Here is a 16,785-nt window from a genome sequence, read left to right as displayed (position 1 = left end):
GCATAATGCCTCGCGCTTATTTGTGTAGCAGCTACACCCCGAAGTGAACAGGCTTTGAAATATCCCTAACTGCCTATTATCCAGCTATTGTGAATTTTTATATGAACAACCCTGATTTAAATAAAGTACTTAACCTCAGCTGCGGAGATCGCTACGAGTATTTTCTGAGCATATCCGGAGAAGAGCGGGAGATCTGGATACTGATCGATAGCCAAAATTGCTTTCTTAAAATACACACCGATGAAGACGGTGGCTTTGAATATCTGCCAGTATGGCCAAGCGCTGAATTTGCCCAAGCCTATGCTGAGAATGAAACGGGCCTCACCCCTAAAAGCATTCCCTTACCACAGTTTTTAAAGAAGTGGCTTTCTGGCTTAAAAGGTGACGGCATTGAAATAGGTGTGTTTCCTGCGCCGGATAAAAGCGTATGGATTACTAGCTCAGAGGAACTAGAGATCGATCTACGGGAAGAACTGAACAACTTCTAAATAGGCTCTTCACATTGAAGCTATCGCTTCAAAAATCCGACAAAGAAAGTTCAGCTCTGTTGAATAAAAGTAAGATAACAGGGTGAACACCTGTTATCTTACTTGGGTAATATACAATTACAGATTCGCCGCCTGATATTTATATATACTATTCACTTGAGGCGCTGCAATGAAAACCAGGAATAAAATTAGTTTCGACGCCACCAAAAACTATAAGGCAAAGAAAGATATAAAGCCGGCCTTACCCGCTTATAGCAACGCAGTCGCCAGTGCAAAGCATTCGGAAAAGAAAGCAAATAGTATCCGGCTGGATAACTTTCACGTCATCAAAACCTTCCCATAAGTCGATATCCGAACTCAAAGTAAAATCCAAAAATCTTCCTCTAGAGAGCAGGTAGATATTAACTCCCTGATCCAGAGACCACCAATCATGTAGGATAACTAACACTTTATCGAGAAATTGGTATTGAGCAACAATCTCTCTACCATAAACGGGTATAGCTCTTTGGCTGGAGCCATCAATTAATACGACTTTACTATTATCAATTGGATTAAGCTTGAAGTTATTCACCACAGAGAGAAAAGCGTTCGTCACTACCCTACCCCCTTAAATTCCAGACCTCTAACTTTACTACAAACTTTTAATCCAAAATATAGCTCGCTGAATTAGCAGGGTATTTAAAAAAACTTAATATGTTCCCCTAATTGGGTAATGGTTATCAGGATTTCGGATAAACTCGATACCCACCAATAGCGTTTGCAAGTCAGGCCTCGCAAAAGGTGCATTGGAAATGTCGACTATTTGCAGCCTTCCAGATTCGTTGATGACAAAAACACCCGGTTCAGCAAAGGGTCTATCTGTTTCTTCAGGGGAGCGGGGTTTTGAAATATAGAGCCCAAGCTGCTGCATTTGGGGTATTGATAAACCGTAACCGATAGTAAATCCCGGCTGAATTGTTTCCATATGCAGAGAAGCTTTTTCCTCCGTATCAGCAGAGACAGCGACCACATCAATACCCTCCGCGTGATAGCGGGGTAGTAGCACACTCAATACACGCAAATATTTGGTACAAAGAGGGCAGTGCTTACCTCGGTAAACGACTACCATCTGCCAAGGGAAACTATCTTCGGGCTTCCCCAGTACCAACTCACCTCCACCAAGTCGCTTTACTTCTATAGCAGGAAAATCGATACCAGCAGCAAGCTTTATATTGCTCATTAGCGCCCCACTTGAGAATATAAGAAGAGATTTGGTCAACCAATGAATCCCACCGTTAGTATAGGAGACTCGATGAAAAAGCCCCTTATTCGTTTTCTATCAACGCTATTAGCAGCTGGAATGCTAAGTGGCTGCCCTGCTAACCACCAAAGTAACTCTTCTCCTGAAAGTCATTCCCAGCCTCTTGAGTTTTTGCCTGCCCTGAAAGGGGACTACTTTAAGCTGGATTCAGCGATTATTGGGAGCCCCTACCATATCTATACTCGCCTGCCTGAGGGCTATAATCCAAACGAGGATACAACTTACCCGGTCATCTATCTCCTTGATGGGGATTCCCTGTTCCCAATTTTGGCTACTAATCACCTGTTTATGCATTACGATGATTATGCCCCCGAGGCGATTATCGTTGGTATTGCTTACGGCTCATTTAAACCCGAGATCAATCATCGCAGTTTTGACTTTTCACTACCCGGTGACAATGACAGTGACAGTGACAGTGACAGTGACAGTGACAGTGACAGTGACAGTGACACACTTAAGTATGGCGGTGCACCTCAGTTTCTCAACTTTCTAGAGCAGGAGCTCTTACCAGCAGTTGAAAGCCGCTACGCGGTAGACCCTCAGCAGCGAGTTCTCTTCGGTCAAAGTCGAGGGGGATATTTTGTGCTTTACACAGCATTTTCTAAGCCCGACTTGTTTAAAGGATTGATAGCCAGCAATGCCACCTTCCTACCACAACAGGAATTTTTCTACAGGGAACCTGTACAAGCGACAAGAGAGGATCTGACTCTGGTAGTAACAAGTGGCTCCAAAGACATGCCAAACCTGCGCAAAGATGCACTCTCCTGGCATAAGCACTGGAAAGAACAAGAGACCACTCCCTGGCGCATTGCATTTACAACGATTCCAGGCGGTACCCATGCGACAAATAGTACTGACAGTTACCGTTTCGGCATCCACGAGATTTTTGCAGAAGAGATCGAAATATCTCGTATGAAAGCAGAGAACAATTTGCAAGTGGTAGAGGATCACTAGAGCTAAAAACTAATAGAAGTAAATATGTGATTCCCGCAAACTAAAAAGCCCGCTTTTAAGCGGGCTTTTTTAAAACGATGAGCCAATTACTCTGTACAGGCAGCAATACGACCAGCCGTATTTTTACCGGCACCACAGTTCAGGCCATCGGGGATACCCGTGTAGTCTGGGGCCATAATACCGCCGTTACGCTGAGCGTCATGATCGGTATAAATACTCGCCAGGTTATAGGAACGCGCTGTCCCCTTATTGTCATTATCGCAGGAGAAGATAGCGCTTCCGTAAGCAATACCCAGAAAGGTCTTGTATTCCTTCAGGTTTGACCACAAGTTGCGCTTAGCTGAACCAGAGCAGTTCATCTGGGAAGCCAGATTGATGTAACCATCGTCTTCACCGCCCAACAGCAAAGAGCTAGCACTCTCAATACCAGGGAAACCGGCGTAGCCTCCAATGGTATAAACCGGTGCAGCCAGGTTGGTGCCGACATAGTTGCGCACAGCATAGACATCATTAGTCTGCAGGTAACGTACTGCTGCGCACTCGCGACCGATAAACCAATCGTTGATCAAATCTTCGATCCAGCTACCGTTACACAGTCGATCAACCCCCTCAGTACCGGTGATTGCACCACCAGTAGTAAAGATTGCCGCGATACCGCTAATAGCAGTGTCAAAGTCCACTTCAACCGCGTAACTATCATTCAGGCCTGCGACATTAACGGTTTCGGTTTTCGTCTTACAGCTTTTCCAGAACCAGGAGCCAGTACAAACCTTCGAGGTTTCGGTCACAGTATTGGAATCCAGCTGGTTGTAAGCACGGTTATAGTAAGGGGACCCCGGTACGGCATTGCCTGCGAGGTACATCATCTGGGTGGCGCCCTGACTGTGGGCAATCACATAGAAAGTGTCATCGGCAGCACACTGGTTTTCATGCTCATAATCATCGCCTTCGCCATTGCGAATAGCGATTATCTGCCGAGCGATTTCACCCGCTGTGCCGTCATGCCAGTAGGGCATCTCGCCCTCATCGGTGGAGTTGTAACCAACCACACCGTAATTGCCGCCATTTACACGCAACTGTTCAATAAAGTCACTACCCGCGTATTCATCGAAGTAAGCCTCACTCCAATAATCTAAAGCCGGCTGCTCAAGATTACCCTGGGAGTTAGTACGCTGCTTAATATGGCCCTCAGTACCATGGCCATGAACCAGGATGTAGCAGTTATCCGCACTAGCAGAGGCTGATCCCAAAAGCCCCGCTAATAGTAAAGAGAAGCTCGCACCCAATCGTTGATAAAGTGTCATTGTGATGTCCTTTTATTTTTGCTCGGGCTTGATCCCAATTTTTTAAATTGTCTTTTTATGTTGCCGAGACTGTTTTATGGCTTGCGAAAGGTATCTGGTTAATTAGTGCCAAGAATATGACTAATAGCGCCAAACAGAATCTTAGGGCGACAAGCAATATGACTATTTAGTCATAAAGAGAAGGAGGCTTAGGTGAATGTGACATAGTTCGCAAAAACTAAGAACCGCGACTTCGCTCTAGGTCACAGTATTGATGAAGCTAAAGGTGAGTGAGCACTTCTAAAAAACTTTTGGAGCAAGCTATCTTTTCGAAGAAATAACTTACGTAAAGAAAAGGTTGAAATCGTTTAAATTTTGATCAACCCCTATCGTAGCACACAAGTATCGTAGCCACTTTTCTATCGATATACCTATGACACGTTATGCACCCTTTCCATAAAAAATTGTGGCACTAAATTAAAACATGCAGCAAGAATTACAAGGTATAAATATATGAGCACCTCTACGGAGATAATTTTTAGAGTCTAACGATTCGGGAAATATACTACATATACTTAAAATCAAAAGGTAATCATCTAGTAGTAGATTATCCGCCGACCGAATGCATACTCATTGAACATCTACGGTAGGAAGGAAAAATGATAGAGCCAAAAAAGTTTTGGGATAAAACTGCAGCGCGCTATGCCAAAAGCCCTATAAAAGATTTAAAAAGTTACAAGAGAAAACTGGCTATAACACAAGAATATTTGCAGGCAGACTGGTCTGTACTGGAATTTGGATGCGGCACCGGCAGCACCGCTATTCAGCACTCTCCATATGTGAACAGTATAACTGCTACTGATATTTCCGAGAAGATGCTGGATATTGCCAAGCAAAAAGTAAAAATCGCTTCCATAAAAAACATAAATTTTAAACAAGGCACCTTAGGTTCACTAAAATTCGAACCAGATAGTTTTAACGCCATCTTAGGGCTAAATATATTACATCTTCTGGAGGATATAGATGGTGCTATCGCGCGGGTTTACAATTTATTAAAACCGGGGGGCATATTTGTATCAAGTACTGCATTAATTAAGAAAAGCAATTGGCGATTCCTGATCCCAGTGATGCAACGCATAAATCTGGCCCCTTATGTCCACAAAATTGACAGACAGGAGCTTTTAGACAAGCTTACACGAGTTGGTTTTCTTATTGATCAGGAGTGGCAGCCTAGTAAGGAATCAATTTTTTTGATAGCAAAAAAGTAAGTTCTTCATTCCCCATATACGCGGCCACATTTCAGAAATCAGGATGAATTCCAGTAAAAAAGCAGGAGAGCGGTAAGGGGGAGCCCCCTTACCAAACTTATCTCCCAGTATCATTACAACAGTTCAGGAGAAAAAATTAATTAACGCTATTTGAGTGGTAAATCATCGCCTGCCAAATATTTTTCTGACCACTCACATAGTTATCGTAGGTGGGGTTTTTAATATAAGTCCAAGCTACTTTTCCATCACCTAAGTACATAGGCTCATCCAAACCACCCCATCCATAATTAGGTAACTCGATTGGCCCTTCAAGTACGTTTAGATCTGCATCGACTTCCATTACATAATAAGCTTTTGGTACTAATAACCGTTTAGAGCCGCTGTCGGCATAAATACGGTTATAGGACAAGTTATCAGAAATACACTGGAATTTTGCATACCCAAACAAGTAGCGTCCATTTTTTAAATCAATAAGTTGTGGATCACTAATTTGGCAATCATCATCCTCAACCAACCAATTAAAACCCTGGCCTTCCATACTACCGGTAGAGCTGACCTTGGCGATGCCAATACGGGTTAAAGAGCTGGAGTCTAATGCATCACCAGAATAAAGTCCCTGTCTTGTTATTGTGGCGAAACTATCATCATCTTCCCAATAGTTATAACTCATATAGGACAGGAAACAGTTTGTGGTGTCGTAATCTGCACAATCTTCATCAAACGGACCTTCCCCAGACGGATCAATACCGACTTCATCCTGGAGAAAGCGATCCATATCCGCATCTTCAATATATTTAGGCGAGACGATCAAAGAAAGGTTCGTATTGGCATCCACTGGTACAACAGTATGACCGCCACCATTAGATACCATCGCAGACGTTGATGGTACGAAGTGATTAAAGCGCCCTTCTGTAGACGAACTGGAAGTTTCCATTTTCACTGCAATGGTACCCAGTTGCCCATGAGTGCTACCTATCCAGTCGTTCCAATCACTGGTGCAAATTGCACCAAACATCTCATTGTCTGGATTATAGAATGAGCGAATGTTTACTACGTGACCATCGCCGCAGGCCCAATACCAACCGCGATTATCTGAGCTGCTCATATCCAGGGACCAATTATTACGGTCAATAACCGTTAAGCCTGCCGAATAGTGAGAACTCCCATTTCCATCAAATACCCGTGCAGAAACTGAGAAACCATAGCTACTACGACCCTGGCTGTCATCCTCAACATAAATCAGCTCTTGTGCGCCAAGATGAGTTCCACCGTGCATTTTATTTACTACGTAAGCATCAGGAACTTCACTTAAAGGCTGATTTTCCCACTCTAGCAGCCAAATTTGCTCGTTATAGCTGTAACTGGCATCTCGAATGTGCTGCAGTAAATCGTCATAGTCGCCAGAGGAAAGACTGGAAATAATATACTCCATCTCCTCTTGCATATCGGACCCTTTAATAGTGGTAAAGGATGGCGAATCCCCAAAATCAGTATCCGGGAAGTTTGCCTCCAAACCGGCAAGGAAATCGTCAAACGTCAGCGTAGGGTGTTCAGTAAAAAAGTCGATATATTTACCGTGATTGGTCGCAACCAGAAGACCAATTTCATTCGCAATACGGGATTCAATGGTGTCAATGTTATCTTCCATTTTCATCCACGTTGAACCGTATTGCTCAACAAGGTCAGCTTCAACCTCATAACGCTCATTGGCTTGATAATCTGTATTGCATAGAACTGCTACTGTGGAGCAATCAGAGCTTACAGCCACACCGTGGGATTCATAACACTGATTTAACAGCGTTGCATTACCTGTTGCCTCAAAACTGGAAGTATCCGGATCATACTGTAGCTCATAAATAGAACCGTGAGTTGTATCCGCAGCAGTGTCCCCCTCTGACAAAGTAGTGGAAACAAACATTCTCGGAGTATCGGTATCTGTTGCACAGGTCGCAGTATAACTACGAATCGGGATATCAATATCCTCTTCATCCTGCTCCCCGTCAGTTCGTGCTATATAGTGTGCCATCTGGTAAACCTCACGGGCATTGTTCATACCTTCTGGCAAAGTTACGTCAATGGCAGTCAATGAGGCGAAGCCTAAATCTGTATGCTCTACGTCTCCCACCACAACTGTAGTGCCCACATTATCCGAGATCGGATTATCATCGCTGCCGGACGAACCCTGATCGCTACCGCTACTGCCACTATTATTACCACTACCGCTACTATCTGAAGAGGGGTTGTCCGAATCCGAAGAGGAGCTCCCTCCACCACCTCCACACGCGGCCAGCAATGCCGTCAAAGAAAGCGCTATTAACTTCTTATTTATCAGTAAACCCATCAGCTCTGCCCAACTCGTATGTCACTAAGATAATTTGTTATTACTTGCCGTCATCCATTGAATTTTTATCCTCAATTGATGACCAAGTGCGCACTTTAAAGTGATGCAATCGATTGTCTGTGAACTGGTTTTAGAACCTGGCTGAGACCGATAAGTGGTAATTTTGCAGCGATAAACGGTACTAAAATACCAAAGCAGAAATAGTCGCATCATGAATGGTAATTGGGCGATACTTTGCGAATATACAACTACAACGAACGGTTTCAGCTGCAACAATTGGATAGAAACTAGGAAAGCCGATATAGTGCTATTGATCGGCAATAAGCTAGTTTCCTGATAGATTGTCATTTATTCACAGTTTGGAAGTGTCAATATGAAAAGACTTGCTCTTTTAGCTTCGCTACTCATTCCCAGCCTTTCAATGGCAACCCCAGAGATTAAAGGCTCCCCCCAGGACTTACGCGACCTAATTTACCCAATATCAAGAGTTGTGACTCTCCACGGCAGTGCAAAAGAAACGGCTTATTCAGACCAGGCTATAGTCAATATTATTGTCACCACTGAAGAGCCCCTCCTATCAGACGCCATTGCTAACAATAGTTCTTTGCGTGAACAATTAACCGAGAGCTTAATAAAGGCTGGCATAGACCGAGCTAAGATTAAAAATTCAAAATTTTCATCTTCCCCACAATTTGGTTGGCTAGGCAAAAATCCTTCCAGCTATAAAGTTATTAATAGGGTCGCAATAACTATTAACAAGGAGGGACATTTACAGTCTATCGCAAGGCTAACCGATGAAAATAAAGAAATAGAAATAGTGAGTACTTCTTTTGAGCATTCAGAAGTATCTGAATATACAAAAAAGGTCCGATCTAAGGCACTAGCCAAAATCATGGAACAAAAAGCTGACTATGAGAGAACCCTGAGCATTCAGTTAACACCAGTTAATGTCCGTACAAATAATATCGGCTATCATGGGACAGCGGGAGCTGGAGCAATAGAAGAGGTTATCGTTACTGCTTCCAGAACTCGAAAAAGCAAATTTGAAGATAGCTTTTCAGAAGCATATATAGAAACAGAGGTTAGTTCCTTCGACGAAGTTCAGTATGAGGCTTCATTGTCCGTGGATTTTCAGGTTGTGCCGTCAGCTACAACCGATTAACTTTTGATTAAGCATTCAGGTTGGTAGGAGTGAAATAGATACTTCTACCAACTAAATACCCCAGTTGTTTAACCTACCGAAAGTGATAATATCTGGCTAATCTCATTCAAACTACGATTTGACTGAGACTGCCAAGTTTCGATGGCTGCTTTTAGTGCAGCCCAGTCTTTCTTGGAGGAGGGAGACTTGTCGACAACCCCTTCTCGGATTAAGGCTCGAATGGTATCACTTGCAAAAACCAAAGTATCAACTCCCATTCGTCTTAGAAATACCTGGGCAGTCTTACCGCCGAGTCGATCACCACCTTTACGCAAGTACAAAAGATTCTCAATATAGTTGTCTGTATTCCAGCTAGAGAAATACGCTCCCAAACTTCCATGCTCATTAGATAAATGCCAAAAGAAGTCTGCATTTCTCTGAATGGAGCGAGTTTTAGTCCAGTGCTTGATCATTCCTTCCTGCCGCATTAGGTCATCTAATGCCTCCTCCGGTAAGTAACGACAGAATGAAACATCAAAGCCATAAAAGATCTTCTCTATATCCGGCCACTTTTTTTCAACAACCTTCCAACTAAAACCGGCTTGAAAAACAGCCCGGGATGCCGATGACAACCACTGACTGTCATGTATCTCTCTCAAGAGCTGCGCAGGCTTTGGCTTAACCAGCTTCGACTGAAGTCCGTCTAACCCTCCAAATCGATCAATCACAGGTGCCTCAATGGCGGCGAACTCACGCATAATTCAGACCTTCCAGTAAATCTATCTCCATTCTACGCCTATAAATAGAAATTCAAAGCATTTGGAGTTTTAGCGGAATACTAAAAAGGTGGTGCGTGTTTATCCTGCCCAAACAACACGAAAAGCCAATTGACTCTAGAAGTTAATATTTCAGAAAGCTGAAAAAGAAAAGGACATTTCAACTTCCCCAACAAATAAAGGGGAGCTAGCTCCCCTTTATTTACATGATACTTAAGTAGAGATATAAAGAATAATTAGCTACCCATAATCAGACCTATATCTCTAAAATAAGCATAACATATTTATTACTTAACCTTCTTATCAGTCTCTCCATTTTTATACCCAAGTAAATCGAGGTAAAATGCATACTGTAAAGCGGTCTCCTTATAGCGACGGAAACGACCCGAAGAGCCACCGTGACCTGCTTCCATATTGGTATTGAATAACAACTGATTTTCATCGGTCTTCAATTCGCGTAACTTTGCCACCCATTTCATTGGCTCAAAGTATTGCACCTGGGAATCATGTAGCCCAGTGGTTACCAACATATTGGGGTAATCCTGAGCTTTCACCTGGTCATAGGGAGAATAGGAAAGCATATATTCATAACTATCCTTATTATTAGGATTGCCCCACTCGTCATACTCATTAACAGTCAGGGGAATTGACTCATCCAGCATGGTAGTTACCACATCAACAAATGGCACCGCCGCAGTAACACCCCGGTACAAACCCGGTTCCATATTGACTACCGCGCCCATCAACAGCCCCCCAGCACTACCACCTGAAGCAAAGATCTTATCAGGGGCCCCATATTTTAATTTCCCCAACGCCTTGGTAACGTCGATAAAATCAGTGAAAGTATTCTTTTTATTGAACATCTTTCCATCTTCGTACCAGGCACGTCCCAGTTTTTGGCCGCCACGAATATGGGCAATAGCAAATACAAAACCTCGGTCAAGCAAGGACACCACTGAAGAGCGGAACCAGGGGTCTACGGTACTACCGTATGAGCCATAGGCATATTGCAGTAATGGATTAGAGCCATCTTTCTTAAATTTATCTTTACGATAAACCAAAGATACCGGCACCTTAACGCCATCTCGTGCCGCTACCAGGATACCCTCGCTCTGATAGTGCTCTGGGTCAAAACCACCCAGAACTTTGTCTTGCTTAAGCAATTCCAAATCGCCACTATCCAACTTGGCTTCATAAACACTATTTGGTGTCGTTAAACTCGAATAAGATACTCGAACACTCTCTGAGTCCAAGTTTGGGTTTGAACTCAAGCCCAGCCTGTATACTGGATCATTAAACCCGACTTGAAGGTCCTTATTATTCTCTAAATTAATAATTCGGAGACCCGTTTGCCCCGCTTTTCGTTCTATTACTGCCAGATGATGATCAAATAAAGTGAAATCTTCCAACAAAACTTTACTACTATGAGGTATGACTTCCTGCCAATTAGACTTATCTGTTGCGTCGTCCATGGCAACCTTCATAAGGCGGAAGTTTTCAGCTTGCCAGTTGGTCATGATATAAAAATCATTCCCTAACTTTAGCGCTGAATACTCGTGATCCTCTTCCCGGGGATATAAGGGAGCAAAATCGGCAAGAGGGGTGTTTGCGTCCAGGATTGACTGGCCACTGCTAGTTGTAGAACTGTGGTGAATGCGTATCAGCTCTCCATCCCGGGATTTGGAAATCCACGTATAGAAAGCCTTATCCATCTCTTCGTAAACAACAACATCTTCACTCTGCGGCGTGCCCAACTTATGGCGCATTACTTGATAGCCGAGCAGAGTTTGATGGTCCTTATTGATATAGAAGACAGTTTGGTTATCGTTTGCCCAAACGGCAACTGGTGAAGCATTCTCCAATTTATCTGGCAGCATCTCACCAGTCTTTAAGTCCTTGAAGCGAATCGTGTAAACACGGCGCCCAACACTATCTTCAGGATATGCTACCAATTGATTACTGGGAGAAACCGCCAGGCGCCCTACACTAAAGTAGCCGTGGCCTTCAGCCAGCACATTCACATCCAGCATAATCTCTTCAGGTGCTTTCTGGGTCCCTTTACGCCGCGCGTGGATCGCGTATTCTTTCTCAGGAAGATAGCGGCTGTAATACCAGTAGCCATTATAATAAACGGGAACCGTTGATTTATCTTTCTCCAGGCGGCCAGTCATTTCTTCAAAGAGTAATTCCTGTAACTCTTCGGTGTGGTGCATTACCAAATCGGTATAAGCATTTTCTGCTTCCAGATGAGCAATAACATCTGGCGCCTTACGTTCATCGTCACGCATCCAGTAGTAATTATCGATGCGCTCATGGCCATGCATAACCATTTTGTGTGGTACTTTCTTCGCTACAGGAGCAGAGGTTTGTTCACTAAACAAGGCTTTTTCCTCTACAGCTTGGTTGCTCTTCTCTTCGCCACACCCTGTTAAACCAAGGGTGAGCAACAGTGTTGCTGTGGTTTTATTCATCGAACTCTATCTCTCCTATCTATTTTTCTTTTATCCATTCGCCTGCTTATGCACATCTCACACTGGCTATGATGGAGACAAACACTATCCAGCCAGGATCAACCAACTCATCCCCGCTATTATCAGCGATGCCGTCACACTGAGTATCGCGCCCTCTCGAACCATATCCTGTATACGTACTTTACCGGTTCCATACGCAATCGCATTAGGCGCTGTAGCTACAGGCAACATAAATGCACAACTGGCACTCATCGCCGCAGGTATCATCAGCACCATGGGCTCAAAACCCGCTGAAGTGGCGGCTACAGCTAAAATTGGCATAAGTAGGGTTGCCGTAGCTGTATTGCTGGTTATCTCTGTCAAGAAGGTCACACTAAGGCATAGAATTACCAACAACAACCACAGTGGCATCGCCGTCAGGAAAGAAAGACCGTTGCCGAGCATATCGCTCAGTCCGGAACTGGAGAAACCTTTTGCTAGCGCTATACCACCAGCAAACAGTAATAGCATTCCCCAGGGGATCGTCTCTGCCGTCTGCCAATCCAGCAAGCGCCCTCCCTTACCGTTGGGCACTAGAAACATAGCGACAACGGCTGCTAGAGCCACGGTTCCATCACCGGCAGCATCAATACCTATCAATTCGCTCCAACCACCAAACGGTGCATTGCGAGTAACCCATAGGAGAATTGCCACACCGAAAACCATTAAGGTTCGCTTTTCCTCTTGCCTCCACTCTCCCACTTGAGGGGGCTCAATATCATTTTTCAGATGCACATGACGGGTCAGCCAGAGGGCCATTATAGGCAGCGTCACCAAAGCAACTGGGACTCCTATTTTCATCCAGCCCAGGAAGCTAAACTCTCGTCCGGTTACTTCCTCGTATATTCCCATAAAAATAACATTGGGCGGCGTGCCCAGAGGAGTACCTACCCCACCCAGACTTGCGGCATAGGCAATACCCAGGATCAGGGCAATACTTAAGCGCTCGTTGTCGATCTTACTGAGAATTGCCAGGGCTATAGGCAGCATCATCAATGTGGTAGCAGTGTTGGAAATCCACATGCTCAGGAAGCCTGCTGCCAGCATAAATCCGAGCACCAGCCTGCGGCCGCTGGAGACGCCCACAATACGCAACATATACAGGGCAAGGCGCTCGTGGGCCCCACTTTTCTCCAGGGCCTTGGACAAAATAAAGGCCCCCATCAGCAACAGAATGACATGACTTCCCAAGGAAGCTGCCACCTCCCGATGATCCGCTACTCCAAATAGAGGCAAGAGGACAAAAGGCACCAGTGACGTTGCGGGGATTGGAAGTGCTTCCGTTATCCACCAGATCACAGTTAACAAGGTAATTGCAGCAGTTACTGCCGGTAGATACTGCATCCCCAACGCTGATAAAAAGAAATAGAAGGCCACAGCAAAAAGAGGCCCCAAAACTATAAAGCGCTGCCGCGCGATTGACATACCTGCCCCCAACTACTCAAGGGTTTAATTTTTATAAGTTTGAATCTTGGGAGGGGGATAAACTCCTCGGTCAAGATGGCCGATAAAAATACAAGAAACTGGTCCTTTTGCGCAGCTCTTTTTATTCCTAGAGTAAAATTCCCTCATGGAATTGGGTGTTACACCGTTGAATCCCTTAAATAGCTGATGTTCAGTGATCAAATAGCAATCTATGTAACTGAAGGCATTTCGAGCAGCAAGGGTATGCAATCACTTACGCGAACCCCAAAATATGGACATACCTGACTATCAAGACTGAAAAACTAGCCCTTTGTACCATCACTTTTGTACATCTCGCTGGCATCCGTCAAACTATCGCCCACAATAGCTAGTAGTAGAATGAGGGCGGAAAGGAATCATGAGCAATATACCCAACACTGTGGAAGTCCTGGAGAAGCTCCGCTGGAATGCCCACCTGTGCAAACACAGCCACTTCCGAGCCTCCATGAAGGGGCGCAATTTGCATGTGCTTTGCGGGGTGCCCATCGTTGTCGTCAACCTGTTCCTCGGTTCGCTTTTCTTCTCCCTGATCAATGCAGAGCTGCCTGATTGGACCAAGTGGAGTGGTGCGGCGCTGGCCCTGCTGGCCGCGCTATTGGGCGGCGTGCAAACTTTCTTCAATTTTAAGAAAAACTATGAGGGACATCGGCAGGTAGGCAACGAGTACCTGGCAATCGCCAGGGAGTGCGAGCGGCTGATCGCCCTTTACTTCGACGATATCCTGGATCTTGAGCATCTATCCAAGAAGATCTCAGAACTGAATACACGCTACAGTGAAATCAACCAGCGAGCGGAAGAGTTTATTGTCTCAGATAAGGTATACAGGCAAGCGGTGCATATCCAGAATCAAAAGGCCAACCGGGAGCCCTCTCTGGTAGAGCAGATGCGTAATCGCCAGGCCACTGCGCAAAGAGTCGCCGAGGAGGCTCTCGAAATCGCAGAGAGCAGTCACTAACTCCCCCATCAATACCGCAACATTATCCTGGGGAAGTGGTAACTTCCCTACTTCCTATAGTAACAAATCGAAAAATGCAGACAGATCACAGTAGTCATCAACCCAGTAAAAACACTTACCCATTATGCTATTTAGCCACCGATATCGGCACACCGAGCAATGTCGGCGGCCTATTTCGTATCGCCGATGCACTCGGCGTAGAGAAAATTTATTTAACCGGTGAAAGCCTGGTTCCACCTAATTCCAAAATTCGAAAAGTTTCCCGGTCTACAGAAAAGTACGTTCCCTACGAATATCACTCATCTGCAGTCAATATCGCGCAAACCTTAAAAAATAAGGGCTATCGATTAATTTGTCTGGAGATTGCCTCAAACAGCGTCGAACTCAAAGATACCCCCGTTTCCAAAGGGGATAAAATATGTTTGGTATTGGGCTCTGAAAAGGATGGAGTTACCCCTGAACTCCTTGAACTGGCAGATGCTGTGGTACACATACCTATGCAGGGTATCAATTCCTCAATGAATGTTACTTCCGCCTGCGCTATAGCGACCTATGCTTTGTTGGAAAAAATTTAATCGGGCACTTTGACCATTATATTTTTCTGATTAACATAATCGGGATCACCGCCCAACCTTTTATTGCAGTTCAATCCATTAATTGCCTGGATCTCCGCATTGCTCAAATTAAAATCAGATATTAAGAAGTTATTGCGTATGTGATCCAGGCTTTCCGCCTTGGGAATAACTATGCGATGCTGCTGGATATTCCACTTAAGGATAACCTGCCCCGAAGTCACCCCATGATTATTCGCAATGTCCACAATTACTGGATCTATGAGAGGTTTTTCATGAGCCTCGACACCGCTCCATGTAGATCCCGACCCCAAGGGAGACCAGCTGCAAATCGCAATTTTATGGAACTGGCAATAATCTACTAAAGGCTGCTGAGTAAAATAGGGATGCAGTTCAATTTGATTACAAACAGGGCGCACTTCCGAGAAAGTCGCCAGTTGTTCAATATCAGATTTACGAAAGTTTGACACCCCCAGGGCCCGCACTTTTTTCTGCTGGTAAAGCGCCTCCATTGCACCCCAGGTCTCCCGGGTATAGGCCGGCATGGGCCAATGGATCAGATATAGGTCCAGGTATTCCAGCTGCAAACGCTCTAGGCTACGGGCAAATGCATCGTGAGTTTTATTGGTTCCCTGCTCCGTATCCCAAACTTTACTGGTAATAAAAAGCTCTTCCCTCGCTAGGCCGGATTCTTTGATCGCTCTTCCCAGCGCTCGCTCATTTCCATAGACCGATCCTGTGTCAAAATGACGATATCCCACAGACATGGCTTTCAAGATAACTTCTGTTACATACTCATCATCCTGCTGCCAGCTGCCAATCGCAGCCATTCCCATGCCGAGCTGAGGTATCTCTACACCGTTATTCAATTCGAGAAAATACATAATCAATATCCTTTCAGACTACTGAGCGGTAAATCAGCAAGGACCAAGAGGGAATAGAACCGGGGTCACATTTATTTCGCTGAGTGTAGGCCGTACAGAAGTCAACGCGTAGAAAACAGCGAACTCACGCCAACTCCTGACTGCTAATCACTCACCATGCAATAAAAAGAAACTAATTTGCTAAGTTCAGTGAATATAAGCGATTATTTTGGAGGAAGTGAGCCCGCAAATACCGCTCCACGACTGACCCAGTTATCCAAATCCTCTGCGACAGCATCTTCTTCCACATACACCATGCCTTTTAAGGGGCGCCCGGTGTAATCCATAGGCCGGGTATAGCGTTCGGCCAACGCAGTTTGATACTCATCAGGCCCAACCCGGACCATCAACTCCTCTCCAACAACCCCACAGGCCATATTGCCATTCAACATAAAAGCGAGACCTCCAAACATCTGCTTTTCACTGAGGCCTTCATTTCCCTGAAGTAATTTGCGCACTTTTTCAGCCAGAGTTTCGCTGTACGCCATAGTTTTCTCCTTAATCACTTTTACCAGGCAGGAATACCCCCTCAGAAACTGCTTTTTTCTGAAAAGGTTAAAAACGATGAAATTTGAAAAGAATCGAGCGGAATTAAATGTGAACCCTAATCCCAGCAAGACATTGGATGGAGCAATGAGCAAGTAAACTGCAAATACAACAGATAACTGCACCATAGCAAAAACGTTATTTCGAATAATCGTTTAAGTATAGCAGTAGCTGAAGTTTCTACTTTAAGGAAGGGAAAAAATACGCCAGGAAATGAAAGGGCTGAAAAAAATTACAGAAATATTTCTATATTTGCTAAAGATT

At 44.6% G+C, this 16,785-nt stretch carries 15 protein-coding genes; 6 read left to right on the top strand and 9 right to left on the bottom strand.

What is annotated here, in order from left to right; translation table 11 throughout:
* The first annotated feature begins 101 nt into the window (after window positions 1-101).
* Complete coding sequence (locus ACJJIS_RS04750; RefSeq protein ID WP_475709593.1) at window positions 102-488, top strand: DUF2750 domain-containing protein; 387 nt, start codon at window positions 102-104, stop codon at window positions 486-488.
* A 241-nt stretch (window positions 489-729) separates the two neighbouring features.
* Here ACJJIS_RS04750 and ACJJIS_RS04745 read toward each other — a convergent pair whose 3' ends face one another.
* Window positions 730-1,083, bottom strand: a complete 354-nt coding sequence (locus ACJJIS_RS04745; protein WP_475709592.1) for a hypothetical protein — start codon at window positions 1,081-1,083, stop codon at window positions 730-732.
* A 93-nt stretch (window positions 1,084-1,176) separates the two neighbouring features.
* On the bottom strand, window positions 1,177-1,707 hold the full coding sequence (locus tag ACJJIS_RS04740; RefSeq protein ID WP_475709591.1) for a redoxin domain-containing protein: 531 nt from the start codon (window positions 1,705-1,707) through the stop codon (window positions 1,177-1,179).
* Between the two features lie 72 nt (window positions 1,708-1,779).
* Between ACJJIS_RS04740 and ACJJIS_RS04735 the strand changes: the two genes are divergently transcribed.
* Window positions 1,780-2,742 carry an alpha/beta hydrolase gene (locus ACJJIS_RS04735; protein ID WP_475709590.1) on the top strand — a complete coding sequence of 321 codons (963 nt, stop codon included), beginning with the start codon at window positions 1,780-1,782 and terminating at the stop codon, window positions 2,740-2,742.
* 86 nt (window positions 2,743-2,828) lie between these two features.
* Here the strand turns inward: ACJJIS_RS04735 and ACJJIS_RS04730 are convergent, their stop codons facing one another.
* The gene (locus ACJJIS_RS04730; protein ID WP_444907544.1) at window positions 2,829-4,046 is read right to left on the bottom strand and encodes a hypothetical protein; all 1,218 of its coding nucleotides are present in this window, start codon (window positions 4,044-4,046) and stop codon (window positions 2,829-2,831) included.
* A gap of 638 nt (window positions 4,047-4,684) precedes the next feature.
* Between ACJJIS_RS04730 and ACJJIS_RS04725 the strand changes: the two genes are divergently transcribed.
* Window positions 4,685-5,293 carry a class I SAM-dependent methyltransferase gene (locus tag ACJJIS_RS04725; protein WP_475709589.1) on the top strand — a complete coding sequence of 203 codons (609 nt, stop codon included), beginning with the start codon at window positions 4,685-4,687 and terminating at the stop codon, window positions 5,291-5,293.
* A 136-nt stretch (window positions 5,294-5,429) separates the two neighbouring features.
* Here the strand turns inward: ACJJIS_RS04725 and ACJJIS_RS04720 are convergent, their stop codons facing one another.
* Window positions 5,430-7,634, bottom strand: coding sequence for a hypothetical protein (locus ACJJIS_RS04720; protein WP_475709588.1), 2,205 nt, complete (start codon window positions 7,632-7,634; stop codon window positions 5,430-5,432).
* A 373-nt stretch (window positions 7,635-8,007) separates the two neighbouring features.
* Between ACJJIS_RS04720 and ACJJIS_RS04715 the strand changes: the two genes are divergently transcribed.
* The gene (locus tag ACJJIS_RS04715) at window positions 8,008-8,796 is read left to right on the top strand and encodes an SIMPL domain-containing protein (protein ID WP_444907541.1); all 789 of its coding nucleotides are present in this window, start codon (window positions 8,008-8,010) and stop codon (window positions 8,794-8,796) included.
* Between the two features lie 68 nt (window positions 8,797-8,864).
* Here the strand turns inward: ACJJIS_RS04715 and ACJJIS_RS04710 are convergent, their stop codons facing one another.
* The 3 genes from ACJJIS_RS04710 to ACJJIS_RS04700 form a co-directional block, all read right to left on the bottom strand.
* Window positions 8,865-9,533, bottom strand: coding sequence for a DNA-3-methyladenine glycosylase I (locus ACJJIS_RS04710; RefSeq protein WP_444907540.1), 669 nt, complete (start codon window positions 9,531-9,533; stop codon window positions 8,865-8,867).
* Between the two features lie 305 nt (window positions 9,534-9,838).
* Window positions 9,839-12,022, bottom strand: coding sequence for a S9 family peptidase (locus tag ACJJIS_RS04705; RefSeq protein ID WP_444915779.1), 2,184 nt, complete (start codon window positions 12,020-12,022; stop codon window positions 9,839-9,841).
* 84 nt (window positions 12,023-12,106) lie between these two features.
* Complete coding sequence (locus tag ACJJIS_RS04700) at window positions 12,107-13,486, bottom strand: SLC13 family permease (RefSeq protein ID WP_413662969.1); 1,380 nt, start codon at window positions 13,484-13,486, stop codon at window positions 12,107-12,109.
* A 397-nt stretch (window positions 13,487-13,883) separates the two neighbouring features.
* On the opposite strand from ACJJIS_RS04700, the gene ACJJIS_RS04695 reads away from it, so the two are divergent.
* Window positions 13,884-14,480: an SLATT domain-containing protein gene (locus ACJJIS_RS04695; RefSeq protein ID WP_444907538.1), complete on the top strand. Its 597-nt coding sequence runs from the start codon at window positions 13,884-13,886 to the stop codon at window positions 14,478-14,480.
* A 74-nt stretch (window positions 14,481-14,554) separates the two neighbouring features.
* Window positions 14,555-15,055 carry a TrmH family RNA methyltransferase gene (locus ACJJIS_RS04690; protein ID WP_444907537.1) on the top strand — a complete coding sequence of 167 codons (501 nt, stop codon included), beginning with the start codon at window positions 14,555-14,557 and terminating at the stop codon, window positions 15,053-15,055.
* On the opposite strand, the gene ACJJIS_RS04685 is transcribed toward ACJJIS_RS04690, so the two are convergent.
* Entirely contained in the window at window positions 15,052-15,936 is an 885-nt protein-coding gene (locus tag ACJJIS_RS04685; protein WP_444907536.1) for an aldo/keto reductase, read from the bottom strand. The genes ACJJIS_RS04690 and ACJJIS_RS04685 overlap by 4 nt on opposite strands.
* A 203-nt stretch (window positions 15,937-16,139) precedes the next feature.
* A complete protein-coding gene (locus tag ACJJIS_RS04680) occupies window positions 16,140-16,463 on the bottom strand; it encodes a TfoX/Sxy family protein (RefSeq protein WP_282933807.1) in 324 nt (107 codons plus the stop codon).
* Window positions 16,464-16,785 lie beyond the last annotated feature (322 nt).

This window comes from Microbulbifer maximicatervae (SeqCode) (assembly GCF_056231245.1).
This window is presented reverse-complemented; position numbering and strand designations above follow the sequence as displayed.

Excerpts from the sequence above, each read along its gene's own strand:
- ACJJIS_RS04695 (WP_444907538.1), top strand. The coding sequence starts at position 13,884 with ATGAGCAATATACCCAACACTGTGGAAGTCCTGGAGAAGCTCCGCTGG.
- ACJJIS_RS04705 (WP_444915779.1), bottom strand. The coding sequence starts at position 12,022 with ATGAATAAAACCACAGCAACACTGTTGCTCACCCTTGGTTTAACAGGG.
- ACJJIS_RS04680 (WP_282933807.1), bottom strand. The coding sequence starts at position 16,463 with ATGGCGTACAGCGAAACTCTGGCTGAAAAAGTGCGCAAATTACTTCAG.
- ACJJIS_RS04740 (WP_475709591.1), bottom strand. The coding sequence starts at position 1,707 with ATGAGCAATATAAAGCTTGCTGCTGGTATCGATTTTCCTGCTATAGAA.
- ACJJIS_RS04735 (WP_475709590.1), top strand. The coding sequence starts at position 1,780 with ATGAAAAAGCCCCTTATTCGTTTTCTATCAACGCTATTAGCAGCTGGA.
- ACJJIS_RS04750 (WP_475709593.1), top strand. The coding sequence starts at position 102 with ATGAACAACCCTGATTTAAATAAAGTACTTAACCTCAGCTGCGGAGAT.
- ACJJIS_RS04710 (WP_444907540.1), bottom strand. The coding sequence starts at position 9,533 with ATGCGTGAGTTCGCCGCCATTGAGGCACCTGTGATTGATCGATTTGGA.
- ACJJIS_RS04715 (WP_444907541.1), top strand. The coding sequence starts at position 8,008 with ATGAAAAGACTTGCTCTTTTAGCTTCGCTACTCATTCCCAGCCTTTCA.
- ACJJIS_RS04690 (WP_444907537.1), top strand. The coding sequence starts at position 14,555 with ATGCAGACAGATCACAGTAGTCATCAACCCAGTAAAAACACTTACCCA.
- ACJJIS_RS04700 (WP_413662969.1), bottom strand. The coding sequence starts at position 13,486 with ATGTCAATCGCGCGGCAGCGCTTTATAGTTTTGGGGCCTCTTTTTGCT.
- ACJJIS_RS04725 (WP_475709589.1), top strand. The coding sequence starts at position 4,685 with ATGATAGAGCCAAAAAAGTTTTGGGATAAAACTGCAGCGCGCTATGCC.
- ACJJIS_RS04720 (WP_475709588.1), bottom strand. The coding sequence starts at position 7,634 with ATGGGTTTACTGATAAATAAGAAGTTAATAGCGCTTTCTTTGACGGCA.
- ACJJIS_RS04730 (WP_444907544.1), bottom strand. The coding sequence starts at position 4,046 with ATGACACTTTATCAACGATTGGGTGCGAGCTTCTCTTTACTATTAGCG.
- ACJJIS_RS04685 (WP_444907536.1), bottom strand. The coding sequence starts at position 15,936 with ATGTATTTTCTCGAATTGAATAACGGTGTAGAGATACCTCAGCTCGGC.